The 25,078-nt window shown below is 48.6% G+C and carries 20 protein-coding genes; 6 read left to right on the plus strand and 14 right to left on the minus strand.

Going from position 1 to position 25,078, the window contains the following annotated elements:
* Positions 1-108 precede the first annotated feature (108 nt).
* Positions 109-840, plus strand: a complete 732-nt coding sequence (locus BMW71_RS18295) for an SIMPL domain-containing protein (RefSeq protein WP_092177640.1) — start codon at positions 109-111, stop codon at positions 838-840.
* A 78-nt stretch (positions 841-918) separates the two neighbouring features.
* Here BMW71_RS18295 and BMW71_RS18300 read toward each other — a convergent pair whose 3' ends face one another.
* Positions 919-1,797, minus strand: a complete 879-nt coding sequence (locus BMW71_RS18300) for an oxygenase MpaB family protein (protein ID WP_244891217.1) — start codon at positions 1,795-1,797, stop codon at positions 919-921.
* A gap of 105 nt (positions 1,798-1,902) precedes the next feature.
* Here BMW71_RS18300 and BMW71_RS18305 point away from each other — a divergent pair, with 105 nt between their 5' ends.
* Positions 1,903-2,781, plus strand: a complete 879-nt coding sequence (locus BMW71_RS18305; RefSeq protein ID WP_092177379.1) for a ChaN family lipoprotein — start codon at positions 1,903-1,905, stop codon at positions 2,779-2,781.
* 21 nt (positions 2,782-2,802) lie between these two features.
* Here the strand turns inward: BMW71_RS18305 and BMW71_RS18310 are convergent, their stop codons facing one another.
* From BMW71_RS18310 to BMW71_RS18330, 5 genes are all read right to left on the minus strand, one after another.
* On the minus strand, positions 2,803-3,192 hold the full coding sequence (locus BMW71_RS18310; protein WP_177179703.1) for a nuclear transport factor 2 family protein: 390 nt from the start codon (positions 3,190-3,192) through the stop codon (positions 2,803-2,805).
* A gap of 157 nt (positions 3,193-3,349) precedes the next feature.
* Positions 3,350-3,775 carry a response regulator gene (locus BMW71_RS18315; RefSeq protein WP_092177383.1) on the minus strand — a complete coding sequence of 142 codons (426 nt, stop codon included), beginning with the start codon at positions 3,773-3,775 and terminating at the stop codon, positions 3,350-3,352.
* Positions 3,772-7,935, minus strand: coding sequence for a PAS domain S-box protein (locus BMW71_RS18320; protein WP_092177385.1), 4,164 nt, complete (start codon positions 7,933-7,935; stop codon positions 3,772-3,774). Before BMW71_RS18320 ends, BMW71_RS18315 begins: the two co-directional genes overlap by 4 nt.
* Before the next feature lie 999 nt (positions 7,936-8,934).
* Positions 8,935-9,381, minus strand: coding sequence for a phage tail protein (locus BMW71_RS18325; protein WP_092177387.1), 447 nt, complete (start codon positions 9,379-9,381; stop codon positions 8,935-8,937).
* Between the two features lie 782 nt (positions 9,382-10,163).
* Positions 10,164-10,895, minus strand: coding sequence for an NUDIX hydrolase (locus tag BMW71_RS18330; protein ID WP_092177389.1), 732 nt, complete (start codon positions 10,893-10,895; stop codon positions 10,164-10,166).
* Between the two features lie 172 nt (positions 10,896-11,067).
* Here BMW71_RS18330 and BMW71_RS18335 point away from each other — a divergent pair, with 172 nt between their 5' ends.
* Complete coding sequence (locus tag BMW71_RS18335; protein ID WP_092177391.1) at positions 11,068-12,588, plus strand: glycosyl hydrolase family 79 N-terminal domain-containing protein; 1,521 nt, start codon at positions 11,068-11,070, stop codon at positions 12,586-12,588.
* 194 nt (positions 12,589-12,782) lie between these two features.
* Here the strand turns inward: BMW71_RS18335 and BMW71_RS18340 are convergent, their stop codons facing one another.
* From BMW71_RS18340 to BMW71_RS18370, 7 genes are all read right to left on the minus strand, one after another.
* Positions 12,783-13,055, minus strand: a complete 273-nt coding sequence (locus tag BMW71_RS18340) for an antitoxin VbhA family protein (protein ID WP_244891218.1) — start codon at positions 13,053-13,055, stop codon at positions 12,783-12,785.
* 510 nt (positions 13,056-13,565) lie between these two features.
* Complete coding sequence (locus tag BMW71_RS18345) at positions 13,566-13,874, minus strand: putative quinol monooxygenase (protein WP_092177395.1); 309 nt, start codon at positions 13,872-13,874, stop codon at positions 13,566-13,568.
* A gap of 87 nt (positions 13,875-13,961) precedes the next feature.
* Positions 13,962-15,233 carry a mandelate racemase/muconate lactonizing enzyme family protein gene (locus BMW71_RS18350; RefSeq protein WP_092177397.1) on the minus strand — a complete coding sequence of 424 codons (1,272 nt, stop codon included), beginning with the start codon at positions 15,231-15,233 and terminating at the stop codon, positions 13,962-13,964.
* Positions 15,234-15,236: 3 nt separating this feature from the next.
* Positions 15,237-16,163, minus strand: a complete 927-nt coding sequence (locus BMW71_RS18355; protein WP_092177399.1) for an SMP-30/gluconolactonase/LRE family protein — start codon at positions 16,161-16,163, stop codon at positions 15,237-15,239.
* Positions 16,164-16,341: 178 nt separating this feature from the next.
* The gene (cydB, locus tag BMW71_RS18360; RefSeq protein ID WP_092177401.1) at positions 16,342-17,379 is read right to left on the minus strand and encodes a cytochrome d ubiquinol oxidase subunit II; all 1,038 of its coding nucleotides are present in this window, start codon (positions 17,377-17,379) and stop codon (positions 16,342-16,344) included.
* A 3-nt stretch (positions 17,380-17,382) separates the two neighbouring features.
* Positions 17,383-18,768 carry a cytochrome ubiquinol oxidase subunit I gene (locus BMW71_RS18365; protein ID WP_092177403.1) on the minus strand — a complete coding sequence of 462 codons (1,386 nt, stop codon included), beginning with the start codon at positions 18,766-18,768 and terminating at the stop codon, positions 17,383-17,385.
* A gap of 256 nt (positions 18,769-19,024) precedes the next feature.
* The gene (locus tag BMW71_RS18370) at positions 19,025-21,202 is read right to left on the minus strand and encodes a penicillin acylase family protein (protein ID WP_092177405.1); all 2,178 of its coding nucleotides are present in this window, start codon (positions 21,200-21,202) and stop codon (positions 19,025-19,027) included.
* A 138-nt stretch (positions 21,203-21,340) separates the two neighbouring features.
* Between BMW71_RS18370 and BMW71_RS23575 the strand changes: the two genes are divergently transcribed.
* Complete coding sequence (locus BMW71_RS23575) at positions 21,341-21,571, plus strand: hypothetical protein (protein WP_143057680.1); 231 nt, start codon at positions 21,341-21,343, stop codon at positions 21,569-21,571.
* A gap of 28 nt (positions 21,572-21,599) precedes the next feature.
* Here the strand turns inward: BMW71_RS23575 and BMW71_RS18375 are convergent, their stop codons facing one another.
* Positions 21,600-22,586 (minus strand): DUF4097 family beta strand repeat-containing protein, encoded by a 987-nt coding sequence (locus BMW71_RS18375; RefSeq protein ID WP_092177407.1) that lies wholly within the window; start codon positions 22,584-22,586, stop codon positions 21,600-21,602.
* Positions 22,587-22,954: 368 nt separating this feature from the next.
* Here BMW71_RS18375 and BMW71_RS18385 point away from each other — a divergent pair, with 368 nt between their 5' ends.
* Positions 22,955-23,278 carry an antibiotic biosynthesis monooxygenase family protein gene (locus BMW71_RS18385; protein ID WP_244891219.1) on the plus strand — a complete coding sequence of 108 codons (324 nt, stop codon included), beginning with the start codon at positions 22,955-22,957 and terminating at the stop codon, positions 23,276-23,278.
* A gap of 34 nt (positions 23,279-23,312) precedes the next feature.
* Entirely contained in the window at positions 23,313-25,025 is a 1,713-nt protein-coding gene (locus tag BMW71_RS18390; protein WP_092177411.1) for an amidohydrolase, read from the plus strand.
* The last annotated feature ends 53 nt before the right edge of the window (positions 25,026-25,078 follow it).

The following is a 25,078-nucleotide window of genomic DNA, read 5'->3' on the forward strand; positions in this document are numbered from 1 at the left end:
TTCTCAGTGATTGCTTTTTTCAGCCCAAAACGCATCAATAAATTTGGGGCCCATTTAGGGGATTTCGCCAATAAATTGCGAAATTCCACCGATCAAAATCCCCAAGCAATGAAACAACACCTTACCGCTGTAATTTTTGCCCTGGCAATCGTACTTTCCTCCATTGTGTTAGGGAATGCTTTCTGGAAACGGAGCCAGGCCCAGGCGAAAATTTCCGTCACCGGTCTCGGAGAGACGGATTTTATTTCCGACCTGATCGTCTGGGAAGGACTCTTTGAAAAACAGGCCTATACGCTGGGCGAAGCGTATTCGGGTTTGGAAAAAGACCGCAAAGCCGTTACCGAATACCTGAATTCGAAGGGAATTGCCTCGGAGGAACTTGTCTTTAGCGCCGTACAGTCCCGCCAAAATACCCGGGCCGAATACAGCCCTGAAGGCAGGTTCATGGGAGAAACATTTTTGGGATATATCCTGAGTCAAACCATCAGCATAGAATCCAAAGAAGTGGAGAAAGTGGAGAAAATAGCCCGGGAAATTACCGAACTGCTCAACAAGGAAATTCAGTTTTACTCCCAGGCGCCCCGGTATTATTTTACCCAACTCGCAGATTTGAAAATTGAACTGATCTCCAAAGCGACTGAAGACGCTCGCATCCGCGCCGAGACGATCGCCAAAAATTCAGGCGCAACATTGGGAGACCTGATTGTTGCAAACATGGGAATATTTCAGATCACCGGTCAGAATTCCGGCGAAGATTACTCCTGGGGCGGCACCTTCAATACCAGTTCGAAGGCGAAAACCGCATCCATCACCATGAAACTGGATTATCAGATCAAATGACCTCTTCGCCCAATTGCTTACAGAATTTCCCAAACAAAGCGATTCCTTGAAGGCTCCCCATCCGGCACCTACACGAACTCATTTTCCAGGGGTGTTGGTTCCCAATGCTTCGATGGTGTACCCTTTGGGATAACTGGAACGCTTGCGTTTTGTGCCAAGAACCGGTTTACCTGGCTCCGGAATCCAACCCGTCACCAGTGCTCTGACTTTCATCACTACCTTTACCAGAAACACAAGCAAGCCCGGTGGATGGGGGTATCCCATCGCCTGTCGAAGCCGGGAATCCATCAGGCAATAGGCGATGGGCCTGCCCAACCCAAACAGCTTTTCTGGCAAATAGAAACCCAACAGCAATTCCAGGGTTTTATTCCCGATGATTTTATTGGCCGGATCAAAGGAAAAATGAGCGCGTTCGTACGCTACATTAAATGCCTCGAAGGAATCCAGCGAATCGGGTACCTCCCGGATACCCATCCGTTTTGCAAGCTCTTGATAATTGATCAAAATGGCCTCCTTTTCTATCGGGGTAAACGGCCGCCATCCCCACTGGTCCATCCAACGAATGGGTTCAAATATGAATGTGGAGAGTACGTACAAATACTCCTCGTTCGAAATCTTGAATCGACCGTGCATGGCATTCATCCGCGCGATGGCTGCCTGCCCCCTGACACTATCCATGCCATTTTCCAGGATTTCGTAAAGGATGAGTTCGGTGTCGTCGTATCGCTTTTGGGTCCGGTTAACAAATTCTCCGGTCGCCAGCAATAACCTGGATACCGAGGGAACAGCAAATGTCCGGAACAGGGCAAATTCCAGCGCTTTTTCCATGTCCCAGGGAAAACAGTGAAAGGTCAATAAATAGGCAATTCGCTCGTAATCGGAACGGGGATTCAACCCGGTGATCGCTTTTGTATAGGGTTTGATCGTCATCGTATGGACCCGGTCGGTTTCCTGCAAGTTACTTGCTTTTTGCGAAGCCGGAAAGCCATTGACCCGAATTCGGGCACAATAAGCCGGTAAAAACGGAAAGAATTGTTTACTTTCACTGAAAAATTTTCCCTCATGAGAACCCGAATCTGGCTCATTTTCTTTCTTTCAACCCCCCCTTTGGCCTGGGCGCAGCAAATCGTAGAAACCGGCATCAAACTATACCATACACCCTCCGCCACAGAAATCAGCGTTGCAGACATCGTCCAACTGTCCCGGAAAAAACAAGTAATTGTATTCGGAGAAGAGCACAACGATAGCCTGGCACATGTGCTACAAAACGCACTCTATGCTGCTTTGCTGGATGAATACCCACAGGTAATTCTCTCCATGGAAATGTTTGAGCGGGACGTACAGTTGGTGCTAAACGAGTACCTGTCCGGTCTGATCCGTGAGCGAAGCTTTACGAAAGAGAGCCGGGCCTGGAGCAATTACGCCGACTACGCGCCCCTGGTTCAGCTTGCCAAATCAAAAGCACAACAGGTCATTGCGGCTAACGTCCCGGGAAGGTATGCCAGCATGGTCAGCCAAAAAGGGATTGGTACCTTAAAGCAGCTTCCTAAGGCGGCGAAATCTTACTATAGCCTATTTGAACTTCCCCGGGAAGACAATCCCTACCGCCAAAAATTCTACGCGGCAATGGGCGAACATGCGCACCACATGGGGCCCTCGATCTTTCACGCCCAACTATTGCGCGACGCCACGATGGCAGAAAGCATCGTCACTACCTGGAAAAAAAATAGAAAAGCGAAAATCCTCCACCTGACAGGGAAATTTCATAGCGACGAAGGATTGGGCACCGTGGCAGCCGTGAAAGAAAGCAAGCGGGGCCTTGACATCCTTACCATCTCCTGTTTTCCCTCGGATGATTTCCACGCACCTAACTGGGAAGCCCATCGGGACAAAGCCGATATTATCGTTCTCACCGACCCCAATCAACCAAAAACCTATTAAAAGCAGCCCATACGGGCTTCGTTAACTTCGATCGTTAATAACTTTGATTCTATCGTTTTCAAACGTAAACTCCGAGATTCCAGACATATGCAAGCGCTCCCCGGCCTTGAGACCGTTGGGGAAATCCACCGCCAATACGGCCTGGTAATCAACCTCCACGCGAACAAGGTCGCCCGCAAATTCCCAGGATAGAACCGTCTGCTTCCGATGGGAAAAATAGGAAAGGGCTTCCTCGGCCTGTCTTCGAAACGCATCAAGGCCTTCCAATCGCATGCTTACCTCATCGTTTGTCAGGTGTTCAAACACCACATCTACAGACAAGTCCCGTACCATCTCTTCCACATTCTTGGCATTGTAAGCCGCGATGTACTTTTCGATCACTAGTTTATATGTAGCGTTTAGTTGATCCATTTTTAGCATATTTAAACGGGTCGGATTTTCCAAAAACAGGACTCGGCAAAATTACATTTTTTTTGGAGCAAAGGCTCGGGGAGCCTCAAAAAATCATCTCCGTATTTGGAAGCCAGGCACCGGTTGTCCCGCTAACACACCAGCAGTGGAAGAAAGCTTATTTTGCTAATTTAGACAATTGGAGCCAAAATTGTTCGATTTTCAGTATGGCGCTAATAAAACGATCCATCTCTATGGGTTTAGTGATATAGCTATTTGCGTGGTTTTCGTAGGCAAGGTCGATGTCTTTCTGGTTGGAGGAGGTGGTCAACATGATTACCGGGATTTTTTTCAGAGACGGGTGTTCCTTGATCCTCTTAAGCACCTCGTGTCCACTGTATACCGGAATATTGATGTCGAGTAATATCAGATCGGGACGGTTGTCTGGTTGCCCCGCCCCCTCCCCAAAGAGAAAATCCAGTGCTTCTTTCCCATTTTTGGCAACACTTATTCGGGTTTTAATTTTGCATTCTTCAAATGCATCCAAGGTAAGGACGATATCCCCTTCGTTGTCTTCTACTAGTAATAGGTGTGCCTCTATCATCCGAATTCTTTATTAACGGTAAAATAAAACGTACTGCCAACACCAGGACTGGATTCCAGCCAAATTTTTCCTCCCCAGAATTCCACATGTTTTTTCACGATCGAAAGCCCAATTCCAGTTCCTTTGTACTGCTCCTTATTATGCAAACGTTGGAAAATAATGAAAATTTTGTCAAAAAATTGGGAATCAATCCCAATTCCGTTGTCTGCGATACCAAACTCCCAATGTGTTTCTTTTTCGCTGACCCGTATGTCAATCCTGGGCGGCACCCCTTCCCTCGAATAATTGATCGCATTATCCAGCAAGCAATGAAAGGTTTGTACGAGCGGTGCCTTATAGCAGGAAATAGTGGGAAGGCTTTCGGCAGTCAAAACCGCTTCTTTATCGCGTAGCAACTTTCGACGCAAAACCTTGTATTCTTCAATGAGCACGTGTATGTTGACTGGCTCGGGTGTATCCGCAAATTTCCCTGCACGGGAATATTCCAACAAATCCAAAATAATTCGTTTCATCCGTTTTGCACCGTCGGTCGCAAAGTGAATGTATTGGTGGGCTTTTGCATCCAACTGATCCCCGTATTTACGTTCGATTTGGTTGAGAAAACTCGAAATCATGCGCAGTGGTTCCTGTAAATCGTGGGAAGCAATAAAAGCAAACTGCTCCAACTGCTCGTTGGTCACTTCAAGCTCTTGTACGTGCTGTTTCAATAGTTGATTCAACTCCTGTACCTCTCGCTCGTGCTTTTTACGTTCGCTAATATCCGTCAACGCTCCCACCATTCGTATGGCCTTTCCTGACTCATTACGAATAATCATCCCTTTGTCAATCACTGTTCGCTCTTCCCCACTGCTATGGGTAATCCGGTACTCCATCTGCCATTTTTCCCGCGTGGGATCCGCCAGGCTGGCTTTGAGGCTTTCTTTGATTCTGAGAAGATCATCCGGATGATAACAATCCTGCTGAAACTCCGCTGATTTAAAATTTCGTTGCACGTTCCTTCCAAAAAACTTTTCGAAACCCATGCCTCGAAAAATAAGGTCATTTTCGATATCCCAATCCCAAATGGCATCGGTAGTCGCCTGAGTCACTTTTTCAAACCGCTCGTTAGCACGTACTATTTGCATGGCGGTATTTTTTCTACGGGTAATGTCTTTGAAATAAACTGACAAGCCATCAATGCTGGGGTACACGGCCACTTCCAACCACGTGTTTAGTGTGGGATAAAAAACTTCAAAGGCCGCATTTTGACTGGATTCCATCGCCGCACCACATTGCACGTAGAAATCGGTAGCAACAAGATCCGCATACTGTTTCCAAAGATTCCGTCCCAGCATCGACGATCGTGACCTGCCCATCAGCCGCTCGGCTTCCTTGTTCCAATAGGTAATGGTCCACTGCTTGTCTACGGTAAAAAACGCATCTCCAATACTTTCAATGATGTTGATTTTTTCCCGATAGGCCTTTTGCAATTCTTCTGCCGCGCGACGTTTCTCATCGATATTTTTAAAATAGGAAGAAATCCCTCCACCCGAGGGGTAGGTATTGATCTCGTACCAGGAGCCGTCGCCGGGATACTGGTATTCGAAACTCACTGCCTTTCCCTGTGCCGCTACGTCTCGGTATATTCGCTCCATCTGGGTTCCTATTGCCGGGGAAAACTCCTCCCAAAAATTCTTACCCAAAAGCTCCTCCTTCCTCCTGTTAAGCAGGTTTTCCGCCTCTTTATTAAAAAAGGTGAAATTCCAGTCGGCATCTACGGCATAAAACCCATCAGAAATACTACCCAATATCTCGGAAATCCGCAGCTCCGTTTTCTTCATGCCATCGATATCCTGAAAGCTACCGAAAATCTTCGTGCACCTTCCGTTAGTCCGTTCACTCCTACCGATGCACCGAACCCATTTTTCTTTTCCGGTACTCGTTAGCAGGAGCAGTTCTTCGTCAAATTCAACGCCCTGTTCAATTAACTTGTCCACCGCGGCCCTGATTTTCGCTTTGCTGTCTGCCGAATAGAACTCAAAACCACCGGAAAGTGAAGGGTTGTAATCCTCAGGTACTTCCAGGATTTCCTTAACCATCGGGGACCAATACATGGTATCGGAACCTTCCTGTTTGGCTAAGTCTAGTTCCCATCCGCCGATCTTTGCAAGTTGAGAGGCATCCACGATTAACTCCTGAAGCTTTTTCTCCTCAGTAACGTTCTTTGCAGAAGCATATATTACTTGCTCAGTGAGATGGGGATTGCCGTACCAATTTAACCAAACTACCCTGCCAGATTTGGTCAAAAAACGATTTTCAACTTTAAAAATACCGCCCTGAGATTTCAGGTTTTGGAATGCTTCTGCGGTATTCCCGGCATCCTCAGGATGGATGAATTGAGCAAATGAGCTTCCCCGAATTTCCATTTCCTGGTACCCCAGTAACTCGCAGCCCGACCGATTCATTTTTAGAAAATTACCCTGAAAATCGGTAAGACAGATGATATCTGGTAGTGCCTCAAACAAATGAAGTAATTCCTCTTCCAGTCCTTTTCTATTAATCTCCGACCCGATAAACGACTGGAGCATACTTAAGACTGGTTGGTGTTGCTCCATCGAGCCAAGTTGTTCGCAAGCGCCCACCACCAGAACGCCCACCTTGGCGTCCCGGTGACGCAAAGGAATGCCCAGTACCACAGATAGCCCCGAATGCCACGCTGCCTGTCTGCGGACGAAGCATTCGTTCTGTCCCACTTTCTCCCAAATGACAGATTTGTTTTCGCTCCATACCTTGCCAGGGAGCCCCTCATCTACATCCATTTTGGTAACTTTTCCAGATTGATCGTAAAAGGTTTTTCCAGCAGCGTCATGCGCAAAATTGGCGGCCAGACGTAATGATTTCTTTTGAAGACCGGGAATCCATACTTCGCAAAAACTAAAGTCTCCATAAATAGCAATTAGTCGACAGACCTCAATAAGAGCGGATTGAAGGTCGGCTCCTTCGTGAAACGCCACACTGATTTTCGCCAAAAGATCGCGCTGCAACTGCTCATTCATTACAGCGGTCACATCTTTTTCGAGGGCAATCCAGTGACTAACGCGGCCGGTCTCATCCAATACTGGGGAAATGGAAATGGACACCCAAAATTGCTCCCCGTTTTTTTTATAATTAATGGTGGTTATCTCACAAAATTCCCGGCTTTTTACGGCTTCATTGAGTCGCTGAATCGCTTCCCAATCGGATTTGGGTCCTTGCAGTATTCTTGGGGATTTTCCGACAATCTCGCCAAAGGTATAACCGGTCATTTTGGTAAAAGCGTCGTTGACGTAAACGATTCGCGCACCGGAACCATCCTCCGATGTAGCTTCTGTAATCATAATGGAATCACTGGTATGTGTCACCACGCTTTCAAGCAAACGTAATTGTTGCTCCTCCAGCTTCTGCTTGGTAATGTCTTGAACCGTTCCCTCGAATAATAAAGGATTTCCCCGTTCATCACGATTCAATCTTCCCAGCTCGTGTACCCATTTCACATTCCCATTTGGCAATAGTATACGATGACAGACATCCAGCGTTTCTTTCCCGGCAAAGACTGCAGCTTCCTCCTTCAGGAAAAGATCCCGATCTGCCGGATGAATCGTTTCAAAAAAATTTTTAAAAGTTGCTTCAAAAAGCCCTTTTTTTCTTCCCCAGATCCGGTATACTTCGTCCGACCAATTTAATACGCTGGAACCCACTTCTTGCCGCCAATAGCCTAATTTCGCAATGGAAGAAGCCGTTTTCAATTTCTGTTCAGAATCCGTGAGTTCCAATAGTTGCTTTTCCTTTTCTGTTACATCCTGGCAGGTCACCATCAGGCATTGACGACCCTTAAAAATGACCGGGTGCCCATTCACATCCACCCGAATTCGCTCCCCTCCCTTCTTCCTGTGAGTAAACGTGCCAAAATAAATGGGATTCTTTTTGTCGTCCACACCTTCATGCGAAGCGTGGAGTTTGGGTAGCTCTTCCGCAGGCCTCAAGTCCCGAATGGTCATGGATAGGAATTCTTGCCTGCTGTAGCCGTAGTGGTCGATTGCTGATTGGTTAACGTCTACGATTTCAAAAGTTTCCTTATCGTACACCCAATTTGGCAGGGGATTGAAATAAAACAAGGTGCTATAATCGTGAACATTATCCATCAGCGATCTTTCGTCAATTCTAAAAATTAGTGACCGACCATGACCAAATGGGGCCAAAACCTGCCCTCACACTAACTTAAGCATTTCGGTTGTCTTTTCCTTGTAGAATAGACGTTTTTTTTTATAGAAATAACAGCTTTCCTTACCTTTGTCGATTCAGATTTTATACCTGATCAGCGAAAAAGTTCTGAGAAAACCTAGAGTAGGTTAAAACCGATTCAAATACAAATAAAATACTTGAAGCGAGTAGCTATTCCCAATCATGGTGGAGCCCATTTACCTTCGCTTGGTAATCCTGTGTTACAGACACCTCAGGTTTAGCCCGTTTACAGGCACGGCAACACCCATATCCCCATTCCTCAAGCACACAAAGTGCGGCCAGAACGCAACTGTGCCTCGTTGTATTGCCTTACAACAACAGGATCGGCCATTTTGTTTTTCGCTTCTTTCAATACCAGAATCTCTATTTATATCGGTCACCACTACCTGTCAAATGTCTGAACAAAATCCACATCAACTGCCACCGTTACGGTTTTGTCGAAATAGTAGGGCTTTTTATACTACCAATGGTGGCGGCGACTGTCGGAAACGAATTGAACGCGCTGGCCTGATTGGCATCCATCGCTTTTCAGGAATTTCTTTCCCGAAGTACATCAACAGCCAAAAAACGGTAGTTGGATAGCAGTCAGCATCGACTTGCGCAAGGGGCATCTAAAAGACTGACCAACATGTCCATCGCCTGTTGGGCGGAATGGATCAAAATACCCTTTGCGGCATCATCGGGAATAAAACCGTCTAATAAGCCTTTTTGGGTATAATTTTAAAAAAAATGGCGCGCCAAATCCTTTCGGGTAAAAATCAATACCGTCGGTAAACACTCCGGGTAGATGGACTGCTACAAACGTAGCTCTTTCTCAGGGTTCTAGCACTTCTAAAAGGTATGTAGTATCTTTTAGTGCCGATTCACTGTGTCATCGTCAAAAAGCCAAAAACCACATTTTATCCATTCACAATCGTTAATCCTTCGTGCGCCAACTCCATGGACTCGACCGCAATTTCATTGCCTTCGGATTTTAAATCAGTACCTGTGATTTTAGTGGGCCAGGCATTCTGTAAATTCCAGGTCATTGATGGGTGACCGTTCTCATCTAACAATCGAATCGATACCGTTTCTCGTTTAATCGTATTCATTCGAATGGCATTGTACCAGGCATAGAAATGGGTATCGGACTGAAAAATCCCTTTTCGTAGTGTTACCGTGCCTATCCTGCCAATGCCCGGCATTTTGATCACAGAAAAATCACCGTGGCGGTAATCGATGATGTCCGTTTCCGTATCCAGACCGGTAACCTCCTGAAAAACAACTGCTTTTTCCAGTGAATCAAAGGTGACGGTAAAGTAAAACTTTGGCATCGGCCATATCGTATCTTGAACGTCTTCTTCCATGCGCTTGCAGGATTAAAGTGTAAATTATTTTTCGCTGGGGGAATTTGTCAATAAATTCCCTATCCGAAGCGTTGAATAGTCCATTAATCAGCAATCTCCCGTATATCATTCGTAATAGTATTGCCGCTTTTTTCGTTGCCGGTGTTTGATCAGAAAGTGGTGGCTACTATCCCTATCTCAAAAGGATGGTTGCTTGCACACAAACCATGTGCTACCCGACTCTCGGTTTTCAATAACCAAAATAAGGATTTCGGATAGGAAATCAAGGATAATCGGCTTCTATTTTTCGGGAAGTAACGTGAGTTCGACCTAATTTAAAAATCAAAATGTTAAAAAAATAAAGAATAGCATCAAATCACCTCCCCCCGGGCCCCTTCCTGTTTTCAGGAGGGGGAGACAGGGGGTGGTAAAAATACGTCATCGGTAGTTTTTGGGATAGATCTATAACCATGAGAATCGGCTACAGGTATCAAAAACCAGAGGGTGGATTTTTTTTCAGGGCTGGTTACACCCCTATGCTTAATTTTGAAGGTTCTGAATTTGCAGAAAAATCCACCCGTTTTTTCCCATTCAAAGTGGGGATCAGCCTGGGGAAAAGTTTTTAAAGAGTTAAACGAAAGACCACCGAGGTTGTAAAAACCTCAGCGGTCCTGTTCAGAAATCCAAAGTTCTCATTCCTTCGCCGCTCTCTTCTTCTCATCTCATACCAATTTAGTTATCTCTTTTTATTCTATTTGGGGGTAAGAAAGGAAGGGATTCTCCTCCCAAAAATGTCAGTTCTGCTATTTCAGTCTATAGAGATAAGGAGCTTTGTTCTTCGCTCCGGTTAACCTTTTTTCCAAACGCTCGAGTACATCCATATCCAAAATTTTCTTTTGAAAGTTGCTGCGGGTAAATTCCTTTTCAAATATCGTCTCATAAATTTGTTGCACTTCTTTCATGGTAAACTTCTCGGGAAGTAGATTGAAGGCATTGAATTTATGATCAATGTCTGTCCGGAGCGCCGCTAATGCTTCCTGAAACACCTCGTCGTAGTGCATGATCAGTTCGGGTACTTCCTGTATGGGACACCAGTCTATCGAAACGTCGAACTGCGTCAGTTTGGGACTGACTCGTTTCATATCCACCAGGGCATAGTAACCAATGGAAATAAAACGCTTTGTAAACCAGGCATACGCATTGGAATTGTTCGTCTCCGTAAGAAATTTTCGGTCTTCGGAATAATTGGATTGTATCAGCGCATCCAAAAACTGCTTCCGTTTGTTGTCGGCCCTTCCAAAAACCTTGAACTGCTCCAGGTAAATATCTTGAAAACCGGTTCGGTCTTCCAAAATTCGCTTCGCGGCCTCATCGAGGTCCTCTTCCTGCTTAATAAAGCCGCTGTGAAGCGCATAAAAATTGCCCTTGAAGGCCAGTTTGGAAAGCAACACCTTCAATTGGCGGTTTTCGTAACCAAAGATGACACAATCGATCGCTACCTGTGGAATATAGTTTTTATCGCTCAAAACGTCCATACGAATACCAGTAAATGGTGCCAATTATTTAATAGCTCTAAGCTACTCCGAGTAAACCAAGCGTGCTCCTGTGATTGATAGCAATATTAGTAAAAAAATATAAAATATATTGTATATTTTTTTATACAATAAAAAAATTGGATACTTTTGATTCCTTATCAAATGCGTCGTTATGAAATCGATACCAAAATACCTGCCTGTACTGCTCGTTGGGCTAAGCCTTTCCTGTGCCAGCGAAAAGGAGACAGTGGAAACTTCTGCTCTTTTTGACTTTTCCGAAATGGAGCAGATTGCCGAAGTAGACGAACGCTACCAATCGATCAATGTAGAGATGTGTGAAGTGGTCGGTGGCGATTTCTGGGTACCCTACAGTCAAATTGATACGGCGAAAGTTCGGGCCCTTGGTTTTGCTGGTCTCAAGCAGCGCATCCCCTCCATCAACCTATACGATAAAAAACTTCGTACCCTTGCAAAGGGGCTCGGCCCCATGTACATTCGGGTAAGCGGCACCTGGGCCAACACCACGTATTTTCAGGACAATGACGCGCCGAAAATGAGCCAGGCACCCGAAGGCTATGAAAATGTATTGACCCGGGCTGAATGGAAAGGCGTCATCGATTTTTGCAAGGCCATGGATGCCAAATTGGTTACCTCTTTTGCCAATAGTGAAGGAATACGTGATGTAAACGGGAACTGGACGGCTGCACAGGCAGCGCCACTTTTGGACTACACCCATTCAATCGGTGGGGAGATCCATGCTGCGGAGATGTTCAATGAACCTTCACATGCCAGCCATGGCGGCGCACCCGAGGGATATGACGCGGCGCGGTACGCGGAAGATTTCGCGGCTTTCGAAGCGTTCGTATCCCAAACGGCGCCGGAGATGAAAATCATGGGGCCCGGATCGACCGGTGAAGGGGGAATCATCCCGGGAATTGATTCAACCCTGACCACCGATAAAATTCTTACGGCCAGTCCGGCGCCGGAATTTGACATATTTAGCTACCATTACTACGGAGGTGTCTCCCAACGATGCATGGGCCAACTTACCCCGGAAAATGCATTGAGCGAGGAATGGCTTTCAAAGACCGAGGAAGGACTTGCCTATTATGAAGAAGCCCGAGACCAATACCTGCCCAATGCTCCCCTATGGTTGACCGAAACCGCCGAAGCGGCCTGTGGCGGGAATCCCTGGGCAGCTACCTATATCGATAGCTTCCGCTACCTGGAACAGTTGGGGAGACTGGCGAAAGAAGGCGTTCAGGTGGTCATGCACAATACCTTGGCGGCTAGTGAATATGCCTTACTCGAACAGGGCACCCACGATCCACGGCCTAATTACTGGGCCGCTCTATTGTGGAGTAAATTCATGGGAGAAAAGGTATACGATGTAACAGCTTCTATGGATGGACCAGACCTATTTGTGCACAATTTGAAAAATGCTCCCAATGGCTATGCTGTACTGTTGGTAAATCCAAAAGACACCGAGACCTCCTTTCGTATTCCAGCGGATGCCGTGCAGTACCTGCTCACGGCCGATGACATTCTTTCCAAAGAGGTCAAACTGAATGGGGAAGTACTTCAACTCAAATCCGATGATACCTTACCTGAAATCCAGGGCAAGAATGTGCAGGCCGGGGAGTTGGTGATGCCTTCGCATAGCATTCTATTTTTGACCTTCCACAATCTGTAAAGCAAAAAAACGAACCAAAACCACTCCTATTCCAACGGGGGCATACATGACGTGCCTGAGGAATCGAAGGCAAGGTTAATGTTTGGGTTGTTGGATGTCGTATTTTTATTTTCTCCTGTGTGTACAGGATATTCTAATAAACCAAATGTATCATTTAGTTGAACAAGTTTGACATACCGATCCATCAAAAAGAATCAGACATAAGCCTTTTCTTCTGCAAACTTCACCAATTCGCTCAATGAAATTTTGCCTATTACATAATCTCTAATTATTTCAACCCCTTTTGGTGTTGGTTTAAAACCTTCAAACATATTACTTCCTAAAGCATTTGCTGTCCTTTCTAATATCTTTAAATCTGAAAACTTCACTCCCATTATTGTCAGATTATTCCTGTCAATTTCGATTGTATTAAACATATGCTTTGTGGATAAATCCTCAACGAATTTACAAAAACCCTCATTTTTCACTTATATCCCTCTGTTTTAGAATGGTGCATTACGTCAGTATAAAGCTATGTCTTGGAAGGAGAGTTGCGTGTATACGGACTATGTAACCCAACGCATTCCCTGGTTTTGTTCGACAAATTAAGCATTTCGGAGATTGAAGCAAAAAACAAACCGGTTTTTCACATGCCAGCGCTTTGCCAAAAATTTAGGATACGCAAGGCCCGGCCCCAGTCACAATTGCTGCTCATTTCCCCAGGTCGTCCCCACTCGACTTTCAAACGCTAGTGCTTTCGGTGCGCCAATGTTTCAAAGAATCCGCCGATTCTGATCCCAAAGATGTCCTTTCCAAGCTGGGATGATTTCGATGGTCTGGTTTCATCATCTCATTAACAGCATGCATTGAAATTGACAATGGCATTCACCGGAGGGTATCTATTGTTTGAAGAAGACAATTATAGAGACGTGTACTGCTCACTCAAATCACCAGAGACCCACCGCTCCGTTAGCTATATACTGCTTCCGAACGCCACCTCAAACCCCCGCTCCACCAATAATTTCCAGCTCCTGCCCTTTGGCTGGCGGCCCGTCCAGTAGGGGCATGGCCTTCATGATGAGTTCCCGTACCCCTTCTACGTTTAGGGATTGGTCGTGGTCCTCTTTGCTGTCCCAGATTTCGGTAACGTATACGGAATGGCTATCCGCTTTGTCGGTTCCGATTACATATAACCGGCATCCTTTGGCGGTAGCCACCAAATGGGACGCTTGCAATAAAATCGCAGCCAGTGCGTCCTGATGTCCGGGCTTTGCGGTCAATTTGCCATTCAATAGGTATTGGTTCATTTTATACGGATTAGCATTTATTGTTCTAATTAGCGGCCAAAGGTAACGATACCATCTTTTACTTTTTTCCCGGCAAACCTACCGGCTTCACCCCCTTACCACCCGGTGCTCCGCCACAAACTTCGGATCCAGCGTTACGCCCAACCCCGGTCCCGTCGGAACGGTCACTTTGCCGCCTTTGCTGGAAAGGCTGGAACTAGGACTTTCCAGGGGAATGTCATTATTAAAACCCTTGAATTCGTGGTACGGCCCGGCATTGGCAACAGCCGATACAAAGTGCATCATGTACAGGTAACCCAGGCCCGAACCGGAAATATGGGGCGTACAGGGTTTTCCTTTCAGCGCCGCCATTTTGGCCACTTTCATCGAGCGAACCATTCCCCCAAAATAAAAAATATCCGGCTGCACGATATCCAGGGCATCCTCCTTGATCAGCCAGCGAAAACCATGCAGGCTGGGCTCCTGTTCCCCACCGGCTACTGGAATGTTTACAGCATCGCAGACCGCTTTGGTCTCTTCGTACCAGTCAAACGGCACGGGTTCCTCGTAAAAATCATAGGCATACTCCTCCATGATCTTCCCAATACGTATGGCCTCATCAGCGGTATAGGAACCATTGGAATCGGCATAAATCGTCATCTCCGGACCAAAACGCTCCCGCACCAGCGGAATCAGTGCTTCGGTCCTTCCCGGAGGAAAATCGGCATTGTGACTCATCCGCCCTCCTACCTTGAATTTCAGCGCACGCGCTTCGGTTTCCCGGACTTGCTTTTCAATCAGGTCAATGGACGCTTCGGCCGACTTGCCCCGGTAATTATTGGCCTGGTACACGGCGATCTCCGGATGGTAGATGGTTTCTGCCAGGAGGGCTCCCATGCTTTTTCCAGCCAGTTTTCCCAACAAATCCAGAATGGCAAACTCCAAGGTGGCCAAGGGCACCCAGAATGCCAGGTTTTGCAGCTTGTAATTGCTCTGGTACACGTACACCTCCTCCAAAAGCTTTTCCCATTCCCGGGCATCCTTACCGATAAAAAAGGGCTGAATGCGGTTGACAAAAATGGGGTACAGGTGCTTCATCTGCATGTTATTGCTTACGGATAGCCCTTCGGCACCCGCTTTGGAGCGAACGCGGCAGATAAAGTTGTCTCCCTTGCGCAGCAATTCTACCGTCTCAATCCATACCGGATCCTTCAGCGCATCCAGACGCAAAACCGGTTCGGCCAAAATTCGGTCCAATGCTTCTTCCTGTCGGCGTCGTTCTTCCACCACATTTCCCCGAGATCCGCTCGTAAAGGCTGTCATCCCTACCATTGCGCCGAGGGCAGAACGCTTGATAAATTTCCGTCTATTCTCTTTCATGGTTTACTTATTTCCTGCTACGTTTAATTCCACCGCATACAGTCCGGTTCGTGCCGTTACAAAAAGGGTTTTGCCCTCGGGTCCGCCAAAAGCGAGATTGGAAGGGGTCTCCGGAAAGCGGATGGTCCCCAGCAGGCGTCCGTTAGGGGCAAATACCAGCACCCCGCCCGGCCCGGTAGCAAAGAGGTTGCCTAGCGCGTCTACTTTGATTCCATCCGGATTTCCGTTTCCGGGAAGGCTGGATGCATTGAAAAACAAGCTTCCCTTGCCCACCTTTCCTCCTTTACTGACGGGGTATTTCATGTACTTTTTGGGCCGGTCCGAATTGGCCACGTAGAGCGTGCGCTCATCCGGCGACAGGGCCAAGCCGTTGGGCCGGTACAAGTCCTCTACCAATAGCTTGATTTTTCCCTTGTGGTACCGGTACACACCAAAGATACCCAGGGTATCGCTGGCACCCGCCGGCAAGCCGTACGGGGGATCGGTGAAGTAGATGGCACCGTTGCTGTGGACAATCAGGTCATTGGGACTGTTGAGCCGGATACCTTTGAATTCCCGCGCCAGGGCTTGGTACTCCCCATCCGGGCTAAGCCGGGCAATCTTTCTGCCGCTGTGTTCGGCGATCAGTAAATTCCCTTCCGCATCGTAGGTCAGGCCATTGGCATTGTTACTCGGCGTCCGAAACGGGCGTACTTCCTCACCAGGGATCCACTGATAAATGGTATTGGCAGGAATATCGCTAAAAAGCAGGTAACCCTGCTCCTTGTTCCAAACGGGCCCTTCGGTAAACCGAAAGCCGTCGGCTAGTTTCTCAATGGATGCATCCGCTGCAATCAATTCCAGCAGCCCCGGATTTTTAATATCCAGGTGCTGCCCCCAGACTGGGAGGGACAAAAGGGCAAACAAAAATAAAAGCAATCGGCATTTCATGGTCTCTTGGGATTTGGGTTACGACAAGTCAACGGAAGCAAACCGTGTCGATTTAACCGCCCGATTTACAGGGCCGGTATTCGCGAAGGCGACCGGTCTTCCAGGGGAAATATACTTCAATTACCGGTAAATTCCATGCGCTTCGCTCCGAATTGGCAGGAAAAACGAGGGAAAGAGGTCAATAGCTCATTTCGTCGATTTTCACCTTTCCCCGGAAAGTAAGGTACACAAAAGTGGTATAGCCGATAACCAAGGGTGTGCCGATGGCAGCAAATGTCAGCATGATTCCCAGGGACTTATCCGAGGCGGCGGCGTTGTAAACGGTAATCGTGTATTGGGGATCCAGGGTGGAGACGAGTAGATTGGGGTACAACTCAATGGCTACCAACACCAGCAACAAACTGATGGTCAGGGAGGAAAACAAAAATGCTTGTCCGTATTTCTTCTTGCTTGAAAGGCGGGGCACATTGGCAATGCTCAAAAATACCAGCAGCGGTACCACAAACAAAACGGGCTGATTCCGAAAGGTATCCGACAGATGCGGAATGTAGATCAGCGTGTATAGCGAGGTGATGCCAAAACTCACCATAAAGAAAATCATACCCTTTTTGAGCAAAACCGTCAGTTTGGCGTACATCCTGCCTTCCGTTTTCAGCAGCAGGTAAATGGCCCCATGGCTCATCATCAGCGCCAGGGTAGAGATCCCCACCATTAAGGCAAAAGGATTGAGGAAAGTAAATAAGCCCCCGCCCTCGTATTCAAAATTTTCCCCGATTGGCAGCCCCAGCAGCACGTTTCCGAGGACCACTCCCAGTAAAAAGGGTAAAACGATACTGGACAGGGAGTAGGAGATATCCCACATCTTTCGCCACCAGGCCATCTCTTCCTTTCCGCGGAATTCGATGGATACGGCCCGAAAAATAATAAATACCAAGAACAGCATAAAAGGCACGTACATACCGGACAGCAAGGTAGCATACATCACCGGAAACCCGGCGAAAAGGGCTCCCCCTCCGATAACCAGCCAAACCTCGTTTCCATCCCATACCGGACCGATTGCATTCAGCGCCAGGCGCCGGCTTTTTTCCTCTTTAAAAAACAAGTGCCAGGCGCCTGCACCAAAATCAAATCCATCCAGAATGGCGTAGCCCGAAAAAAGGCCGCCAACAACAAGAAACCAAAGAGTGGGATAGTCAATACCGGCTAATGTTTCCATGGATCAGCTTTTTGGTGTGGAAAAGGATTGGGCCACTTCCCGCTGAAACGGACGGTCATCGTCGTCTTTTTCGTCGTAGGGCCCATGTTTTATCTTTTTATTCAACAAGTACAAAAACAGGAACAGTAGTAAGGTATACACCAGGAAAAACAAAATCAATGAAAAAAGCACCTGATTTTCAGTCACGGACTTGCTGAGTGCATCGCTGGTGCGCAAAAGACCGTACACAACCCAGGGTTGCCGGCCCATTTCTGCGGCAAACCAGCCCACCTGATTGGCAATCTGGGGCAGAATAACGGAAAAGGAAAATACCCAAAGCAGGCGGTTGCTCGCAAACAAATCACCCCGCAACCATTTGTAACAGGCAAACAGGGTCAGGGCGATGAGAAACATCCCGATGGATACCATGATGTGGTAAAACTGAAAAACGGCATTTACCTGCGAGGGGCGGTCCTCCTCCGGGAAGGCATTGAGACCCGTAACCGGTGTATCGAATCGGTAATCCAGCAAGAAGGAGAGCCCTCCAGGCACCTTTACTCCCCACACCTGTTGCGATTCTTTGTCTACCCATCCAAATAGGTACATGTCTCCGGGGGCCTTCGCGTCGAAATGTCCTTCAAAAGCCGCCAGCTTGGCGGGCTGATTTACTGCCACCCCATTGGCCGAACTGTGGCCGGAAACCAACTGGGAAAGGGAAAAAACGGTAGCGACTACCAAAGCGATGCGAAAGGCTTTCTTGGAGATATCCACAAACCGCCCCTTGCGGAGGTAGTAGGCATGCACGCTTAGCACCAAAAAGGCCCCTGCCAGAAAAGCACCCTGCCAGGTATGGATCAGGCGGTCCATGCTGGAGGGGTTGAATACCATTTCCCAGAAATCGGTGATCTCGGCCCTGGCCTGCATCCCCTCTCCCACCACGTGGTACCCAGCCGGTGTTTGCTGCCAGCTGTTGGCGATCACGATCCAAACCGCCGAGAACATGGAGCCCAAAAATACACCCAGGGTAGCCACCCAATGCACCCAGGGTTTTACCCGGTTCCAGCCGAAAAGCAAGATCCCCAAAAAACCGCTTTCCAGGGCAAAGGCAAAAATTCCTTCCGCCGCCAGGGCACTCCCAAATACATCTCCCACGTACCGGGAGTAGGTGGCCCAATTGGTGCCAAATTCAAACTCCATGACGATACCTGTGGCCACGCCAATACCGAAGGTGAGCGCAAAAATACGGGTCCAAAACTTCGCCAGGATTTCGTATTCCTTGTTTCCCGTTTTCAGATACCAGGATTCCATGATCACCATGATCAAACCCAAACCGATGCTAAGCGGCGGGTAGATGTAATGGAAGGCTACCGTAAACGCAAATTGAATGCGGGATAAAATCTCTACGTCCATCGTCTATTTTTTTTAATAAACTGGTCTTTTCTACCACAGCCGTCCGTTTCAGTAGAGCCGTGCCTCACCCTTTCGGCAACAAACAAACGCCTCTCCCAGGCGGACTCTGGCTTGTGCCTGCTTTCCCCCTGCAAACCGAGAACGTGCTACTTCGCTCAGGGCCTACGCTCGGTAAATCTCCGAAAAGATACAGAGAAAACCCATCCCGGCGGCCTTGAATTTTCCTGAGATTTATCAGCAACGACCGGACAGCAGGCTACCGCTTACCGGGCTGATAGGTCTCCTCCGCTCTGGATTCCACGTCCTCCCGGTAGTAGGCCACCTCTTTGAATGTTCCGGAAGCGTACATTTCGGCCTGATCGTCAAAATGGGGAGAAGTTGGATCCGCATTTTGTCCTCCGGCCAGGAGGCTTTTGGCACGTACCTTTTCGCCAAACTCTACCGCCGCCACAAAGCTATTGCCGGAGGAGCCGTACAGTTTTTTGGTGTTTTCGCGGGCACTGGCGCCAAATGAGGCCAGGGCACCCCAGCGGCCCGAGGCCAGTCCGATGGGAAGGCTTTCCAGGGAATCATCGTAGGCCAGGTCAATATCTCCACTGAGCCGCTGAAAGCGGTTGATTTCACCCCAGGGGATATTCCAGGTGCCAAAATCCGCTTCCAATTGCGCGAGCGCCTGTTCAAACGCCCCCACCAACGCTTCCGGTTGGAGATCCAGGGCAGTACCATCCTGTTGATTAAACGGGATCAAGGCATAGGGGCTGCCAATCAACCGGGCGAAAGCCATGCCGTAAAAATGACCCAGACTCATGGCCACGGATGCTTCTCCGGTGCGGTAATCCCATTCCCGCAATAGCTCAAATGCCTGGGCGGTTTCTCCCTGCGGCATGCCAACGGTTTCGTAGGCTTGCTCCAGAAGCGGTACCAGGTACGCGAATGCAGGCAAATAGGAATCGTATCCCAGCGCAATCAAATCGTCCAGGGAAACCTCGCTGGCCTCGGAAAGCAAGTCTACTGCATGGATGCCCCGGAAGTTTTCGGCATCTGGAGCCATGTAATAGGGGTAGTTTTCTTTCTTGGGACTAAAAGGCCCTGCCGCCGTAAAGGGCGTGGAGTTACAGTTTTGTATCCAGCCGCTTTCCGGATTATGAATCACAATGCTTTCGTCCACCGTGTGCAGCCCCTGCCAATCCGTAGCGGGATTGCTGCCGTCTACCGGCTTCGAAAAATCAAAAGAGGTATCTCTTTTCGGAATAAAATTGCCATGAAAATAGGCAATATTGCCAGAGGCATCGGCAAAAACCGTATTGTTGGAAGAATTGGTCCGGATCGCCATCATCTCTTCGAAAGCCTCGTAATTATCCAATTTGGTACGGGTAAAACTTTGGATCAGCGCATTGACCGGATCCCAGTTGATTTTGGTTGCCACCCACTTGTCGTCCAGTTGGTGAGTGACCGGCCCGTGGTGGGTTCGGTACATGGTAAAGGTTTTTTCCTTCAAGCCATCCGATGTGGAGTAATTTAAGGTGACAGGGATCTCTTCTACAGCTCTCCACTCCTCTCCGTACGCATATTCATAGCCATCTTCGGTTTCCCTTACTTCTTCCATAAACTCATCCATGAAATCCAGGCGGGTGGAGGTATGCATCCAGCCTGTTTTTTCGTTGAAGCCCTGGTACACAAAAAACTGACCCCAGGTAACGGCCCCGTAGGCATTGAGCCCTTCCTCACTCACCACATGTATCTCCGGGCGAAAGTAAAACGAGGTATGGGGGTTGATTAGCAATAGCGCATGGCCACTGGCACTCCGTTCCGGAGCGATGGCTATGCCATTGGAACCTCTCGGTTCTTCGTAGGGATCCGGATGGAGCAAGCCGTCGCCAAATTCGCTGTAGGCCAATCCTTGTTGCTCTTCGTAAAATGCCCGGATGCGTTGTGTGGAAATGCGTTCGATGTCTCCGCCAATAGACCCTTCGCTAAAATACATGGGAAACCAGGGCTGGTAGTGGGTCAGCACCCGGGGTTCTACCTCCGGATGGGTTTCGAGGTAGTAATTGACCCCGTCCGCAAAGGCATCGCACAATTCCTGCAGCCAGGAAGGGGCTGCTTCGTAGGCCGCTTTTGCTTCCGCTTCGGTCATGTACAGCCGGGCGCGTAAATCGCTGTAAAGGGCCTCTTCTCCTTCCAATTCGGCCAGCCTGCCGGTCGCCCAGATGTAATTTCGCTCCACCCGGCGAAAATCATCTTCGCATTGGGCATAGAGCATGCCAAAAACGGCATCGGCATCTGTTTTGGCGTAAATATGGGGGATTCCGTAATCGTCGCGGATGATGGTCACCTGCGCTGCCCGATCTTCCAGGCTGCGGATTTCCGTTCCGACCGGTTCCTGGCAGGTCCAAAAAGAAAGGGCCAGTACTACTAGCAGTAATTTTTGCATGATTGGTGGTTAAAGGTTTACAGGCAGCGGCCAAAAAATGACAACCACCGCTTTAGGGTGGATGATTTCGGACCGTTGCTACCCGTGTTCAATATTAGGGAAAAATCCAGTTTCAGGCAATAAAAACCGCAATGCAGATTGATTTTTACTGAGAGGATTTCAAAAACTGCCGTTAATAACCCAACGCCCACTAAAAAAACAACCCCTTACCAAATTGCCATCGGTGTAGCTACAGCGATTTCTGTTGAATTATTGACTTCCACAGCTTGCAACCCAAAAAAGCCAGCAGCCGAAACAGCGTGTGTTGGCTATTGGCTTCTGAAAAACTGGCTTGTAGTGCCCGGTTGGTTCCGTGGCTGCCAAATTTAAGTAACAGGTGTAGCTCCTGAAAAAGGCGTTAGTTTACCAACGTAATGGTACCGGAGTTAACCTCTCCCCTAATGGTATGGGGCGAACCATTGTCGATTTTTAGGATACCGGAGGATTGGCTTTCGCCAATTCTGGCCCTTCCGCTGCCGGTATGGATGTCGTAATTGAATGCGCGGAGGTCGCTATGGGTCTGTAGTGATATCGTTCCGGAGGAAGCCTTGAAAGACGTGTGCTCGCTCAATCCAATATTCCTCCCGGATACCTTTCCAGAGCTGAGATGTACCCTGCCCAGCGTTTGCACCCCATCCATATCAATTTTTCCTGAACTCAATGTGACATGTACCAGGCCATTGATCCCCTCCAATTCCATCGCTCCACTTGATGTTTCTGCATTCAGATCTCCCTCCAGCTGTTTCAGGATTATTTTACCCGATGAAACGGTAGCAACCGTTTCTCCCTTGAGCGACTCGCCGACTACCTCACCGGAACTTGCAGCGAGGTACAACTCGGGTGCTTCCAGGTGTTTGGCGTGAACACGGCCGGAATTCACCTCCAAATCGATGTGTTCACCGATTACGTTTTCGGCACGCACGGTACCGGAACCGGCATGCATTCGCAAGGAAAGGTCGGTAGGACCGGTAAGTCGTATGTGTCCTTCAGACCGGCCGAAACCCAGCCCGTTACTTTCCAGACGGACAATCAGTGTCTCACCCTCCACCCGATAGGAAATATTTTTCCCCCCGTTTGAGGTGGACCGAAGCAATGCGTCCAGGGATACCTCCTCCAGGTCCGGATTGCCCAGGTACGTTGCGGGAAGGAAACCGGCGTCAACCTCGACGGAGGTGATCTCCGCAAAACTCTCCTCAATATCGGAAACGGTTTCTAATTGGGCATCCAAACAAGACGTGAGAGAAAAAATAGCGAATACCAGTAATCCGGCAGTTGGCGCGTTTCTAGTGGAAGGAAAATTAAACTGCCAGATTTTCTTTCCCGGTTTTTTAGGTAGTTTTTTCATTTTGTAACGTTATTGAAACGATTGGTTTTTTTTAAAGGACACGTAATCCAAACCGATGCCAATTTTCGAAACCTCTCCCAATCGATGGATTTAGGCGTACTTTCCTCCATGAAGCTATTGGAACAGTGATTCTAATTGTTCAAAAACGGACAGAATTGCTTTGCATACCGGACATAGGAAATTGTTTCTAGAAATAGGGCATGGAATACCGGAAAGCTGACTACCTGCCGCTCCTCCAAGGCTTCTCCAACATGATTTGCAGCATACCAAACAGAGAAACGCTCCATCCGAAAATCCCCGAATCGTATCTTAGCACTGTTCAGTTTGGCAATTTTTTTTATATTTAAGCCGAAATCGCCGGTTTTTCTATGCAACCCCGACTCCCAGACATGCCTACTGTCCCTTACTATGCGGTCATTTTCACCAGCATCAAACAGCCCGAAGCAGGGCAGGATTATGTGGATATGGCCCAGGAGATGGAAGACCTGGTACGGAACCAAACCGGATACCTGGGGCATGAGTCCGCGAGAGACAGCCTGGGCATCACGGTAAGCTACTGGGACAGCCTGGAGGCCATCGCTGCCTGGAAAAAAGAAGCCCGCCACCGCATGGCTCAGCAATTGGGCCGGGAAAAATGGTACCAACACTACACCATACGTATTTGCAAAGTTGAGAAAGAATACAGCTTTTAATTCCCCTTTATTCCTACCAAACGTTCACGCCACCATGACAACCAAATTACATGCACTATTCACCCTTGCTTCGGCCCTTTTACTGCTTTCCTGTTCCGGATCCCCGGAAACCGCCACCCGGGTCTTTACGGGCGGCATTCTCTACACCGTAAACGAACAGCAGCCGACCGCCGAAGCCCTTGCCATTCAAGGGAATCGGATCGTGTATGTGGGCGACCTGGATGGCATACAGCCATTTATCGGACCCGAAACGGAGCAGATCGACCTGCAAGGCAACATCCTGACTCCCGGTTGGATTGAGGGGCACGGGCACTTTATGGGATTGGGTTATAATGAATTAAACCTGGATTTATCCGCTACCAAAAGCTTTCAGGAAATCGTTGCTAGGGTAAAGGAGGCAGCCGAGCGAACACCGGCAGGCGAGTGGATCACCGGCAGGGGCTGGCACCAAAGCAAGTGGACCGAATCTCCGGGAAAGGAAGTGGCCGGTTTTCCCCTTCATCAGGCGCTAAGCGAAGCTTCGCCCGATCACCCCGTGTTTTTGTACCATGCCAGTGGGCATGCCGGCTTTGCCAATGCGCGGGCCATGGAATTGGCTGGACTGATGTCCCTGGGAAAGGAGCAACTACCCAAATCGGAGCAGCTGGAAGGCGGCGAAATCCTCCGGGATGAAAACGGCAATCCCACTGGCTTATTCAATGAAACCGCCATGGGTTTGATCAGCCGGCACATTCCCGCCAATAGCCCCGAAAAAGACCGGCAGGCGTTCGAATTGGCACTGGCGGCCTGCCACCGGCACGGCATCACCGGATTTCACGACGCGGGCATTGGTTCCAAAACCGTGGATCTGTACCGGCAAATGAAGCGAGACGGAAAAATGAAAATCCGCATGTACGCCATGCTGGCTGGAAGCAATCAGGAATTTCTGAACGAATGGCTGGAAAAAGGGCCGGAAATCGACAGCCTGCTCACCTTCCGCTCGATCAAACTGAGTTGCGACGGGGCGCTGGGATCCAGAGGGGCCTGGCTCCTGGAAGCCTATACCGACCGACCGGGCCATTTTGGCCACGAGACCCTGCCCATGGAATACGTCTACGAGGTTTCCAAAAAAGCCCTGAAAAAAGGGTTTCAGGTCTGCTCCCATGCGATCGGAGACCGGGCCAACAAGGAAGTCCTGGACCGGTACCAGGCTGCCCTGAAAGAATTTTCTGACAAACGGGTCGACCACCGCTTTCGTATCGAACATGCCCAGCACCTACACCCGGACGACATTCCACGCTTTGCCGCTCTGGGCGTCTTGCCGGCCATGCAGGCCATTCACCTCTCTTCGGACAGACCCTGGGCCATTGATCGCCTCGGCGAAAAGCGTATCAAGGAAGGGGCCTATATGTGGCAGGCCTTGCTGCAATCCGGCGTACCCATCATCAACGGTACCGACGTACCGGTGGAACCCATCCACCCGTTGGCGAATTTCTATGCCAGCATTACCCGAAAAACCCTGGATGGCAGCCCGGAAGAAGGCTACGAGGCGGATCAAAAAATGACCCGGGAACAGGCCCTGCGCAGCTATACCCTGGATGCTGCCTATGGGGCATTTGAAGAAAACATGAAAGGCAGTCTGGAAGTGGGCAAAGTGGCCGACTTTGTGGTCTTTGACCGCAACATCATGGAAATACCCGAGCAGGAACTGCTGGAAACCAAGGTGCAAATGACCGTAATCGACGGGGAAATAGTTTACGAACAATGATATCTATCATGCCATCAACTCGGGGAAATACGGTAAACTATTTTTACCTTGCA

The sequence above is a fragment of the Cyclobacterium xiamenense genome, from assembly GCF_900109255.1.
Taxonomy (GTDB): domain Bacteria; phylum Bacteroidota; class Bacteroidia; order Cytophagales; family Cyclobacteriaceae; genus Cyclobacterium; species Cyclobacterium xiamenense.

What these genes read in the sequence shown, in the direction of transcription:
- BMW71_RS18345 (WP_092177395.1), bottom strand. Translation starts at nt 13,874, where the DNA reads ATGAACCAATACCTATTGAATGGCAAATTGACCGCAAAGCCCGGACAT.
- BMW71_RS18390 (WP_092177411.1), top strand. Translation starts at nt 23,313, where the DNA reads ATGACAACCAAATTACATGCACTATTCACCCTTGCTTCGGCCCTTTTA.
- BMW71_RS18385 (WP_244891219.1), top strand. Translation starts at nt 22,955, where the DNA reads ATGCAACCCCGACTCCCAGACATGCCTACTGTCCCTTACTATGCGGTC.
- BMW71_RS18355 (WP_092177399.1), bottom strand. Translation starts at nt 16,163, where the DNA reads ATGAAATGCCGATTGCTTTTATTTTTGTTTGCCCTTTTGTCCCTCCCA.
- BMW71_RS18310 (WP_177179703.1), bottom strand. Translation starts at nt 3,192, where the DNA reads ATGGATCAACTAAACGCTACATATAAACTAGTGATCGAAAAGTACATC.
- BMW71_RS18330 (WP_092177389.1), bottom strand. Translation starts at nt 10,895, where the DNA reads ATGGACGTTTTGAGCGATAAAAACTATATTCCACAGGTAGCGATCGAT.
- BMW71_RS18375 (WP_092177407.1), bottom strand. Translation starts at nt 22,586, where the DNA reads ATGAAAAAACTACCTAAAAAACCGGGAAAGAAAATCTGGCAGTTTAAT.
- cydB (WP_092177401.1), bottom strand. Translation starts at nt 17,379, where the DNA reads ATGGAAACATTAGCCGGTATTGACTATCCCACTCTTTGGTTTCTTGTT.
- BMW71_RS18315 (WP_092177383.1), bottom strand. Translation starts at nt 3,775, where the DNA reads ATGATAGAGGCACACCTATTACTAGTAGAAGACAACGAAGGGGATATC.
- BMW71_RS18370 (WP_092177405.1), bottom strand. Translation starts at nt 21,202, where the DNA reads ATGCAAAAATTACTGCTAGTAGTACTGGCCCTTTCTTTTTGGACCTGC.
- BMW71_RS18335 (WP_092177391.1), top strand. Translation starts at nt 11,068, where the DNA reads ATGAAATCGATACCAAAATACCTGCCTGTACTGCTCGTTGGGCTAAGC.
- BMW71_RS18325 (WP_092177387.1), bottom strand. Translation starts at nt 9,381, where the DNA reads ATGGAAGAAGACGTTCAAGATACGATATGGCCGATGCCAAAGTTTTAC.
- BMW71_RS18365 (WP_092177403.1), bottom strand. Translation starts at nt 18,768, where the DNA reads ATGGACGTAGAGATTTTATCCCGCATTCAATTTGCGTTTACGGTAGCC.
- BMW71_RS18320 (WP_092177385.1), bottom strand. Translation starts at nt 7,935, where the DNA reads ATGGATAATGTTCACGATTATAGCACCTTGTTTTATTTCAATCCCCTG.
- BMW71_RS18295 (WP_092177640.1), top strand. Translation starts at nt 109, where the DNA reads ATGAAACAACACCTTACCGCTGTAATTTTTGCCCTGGCAATCGTACTT.
- BMW71_RS18350 (WP_092177397.1), bottom strand. Translation starts at nt 15,233, where the DNA reads ATGAAAGAGAATAGACGGAAATTTATCAAGCGTTCTGCCCTCGGCGCA.
- BMW71_RS18305 (WP_092177379.1), top strand. Translation starts at nt 1,903, where the DNA reads ATGAGAACCCGAATCTGGCTCATTTTCTTTCTTTCAACCCCCCCTTTG.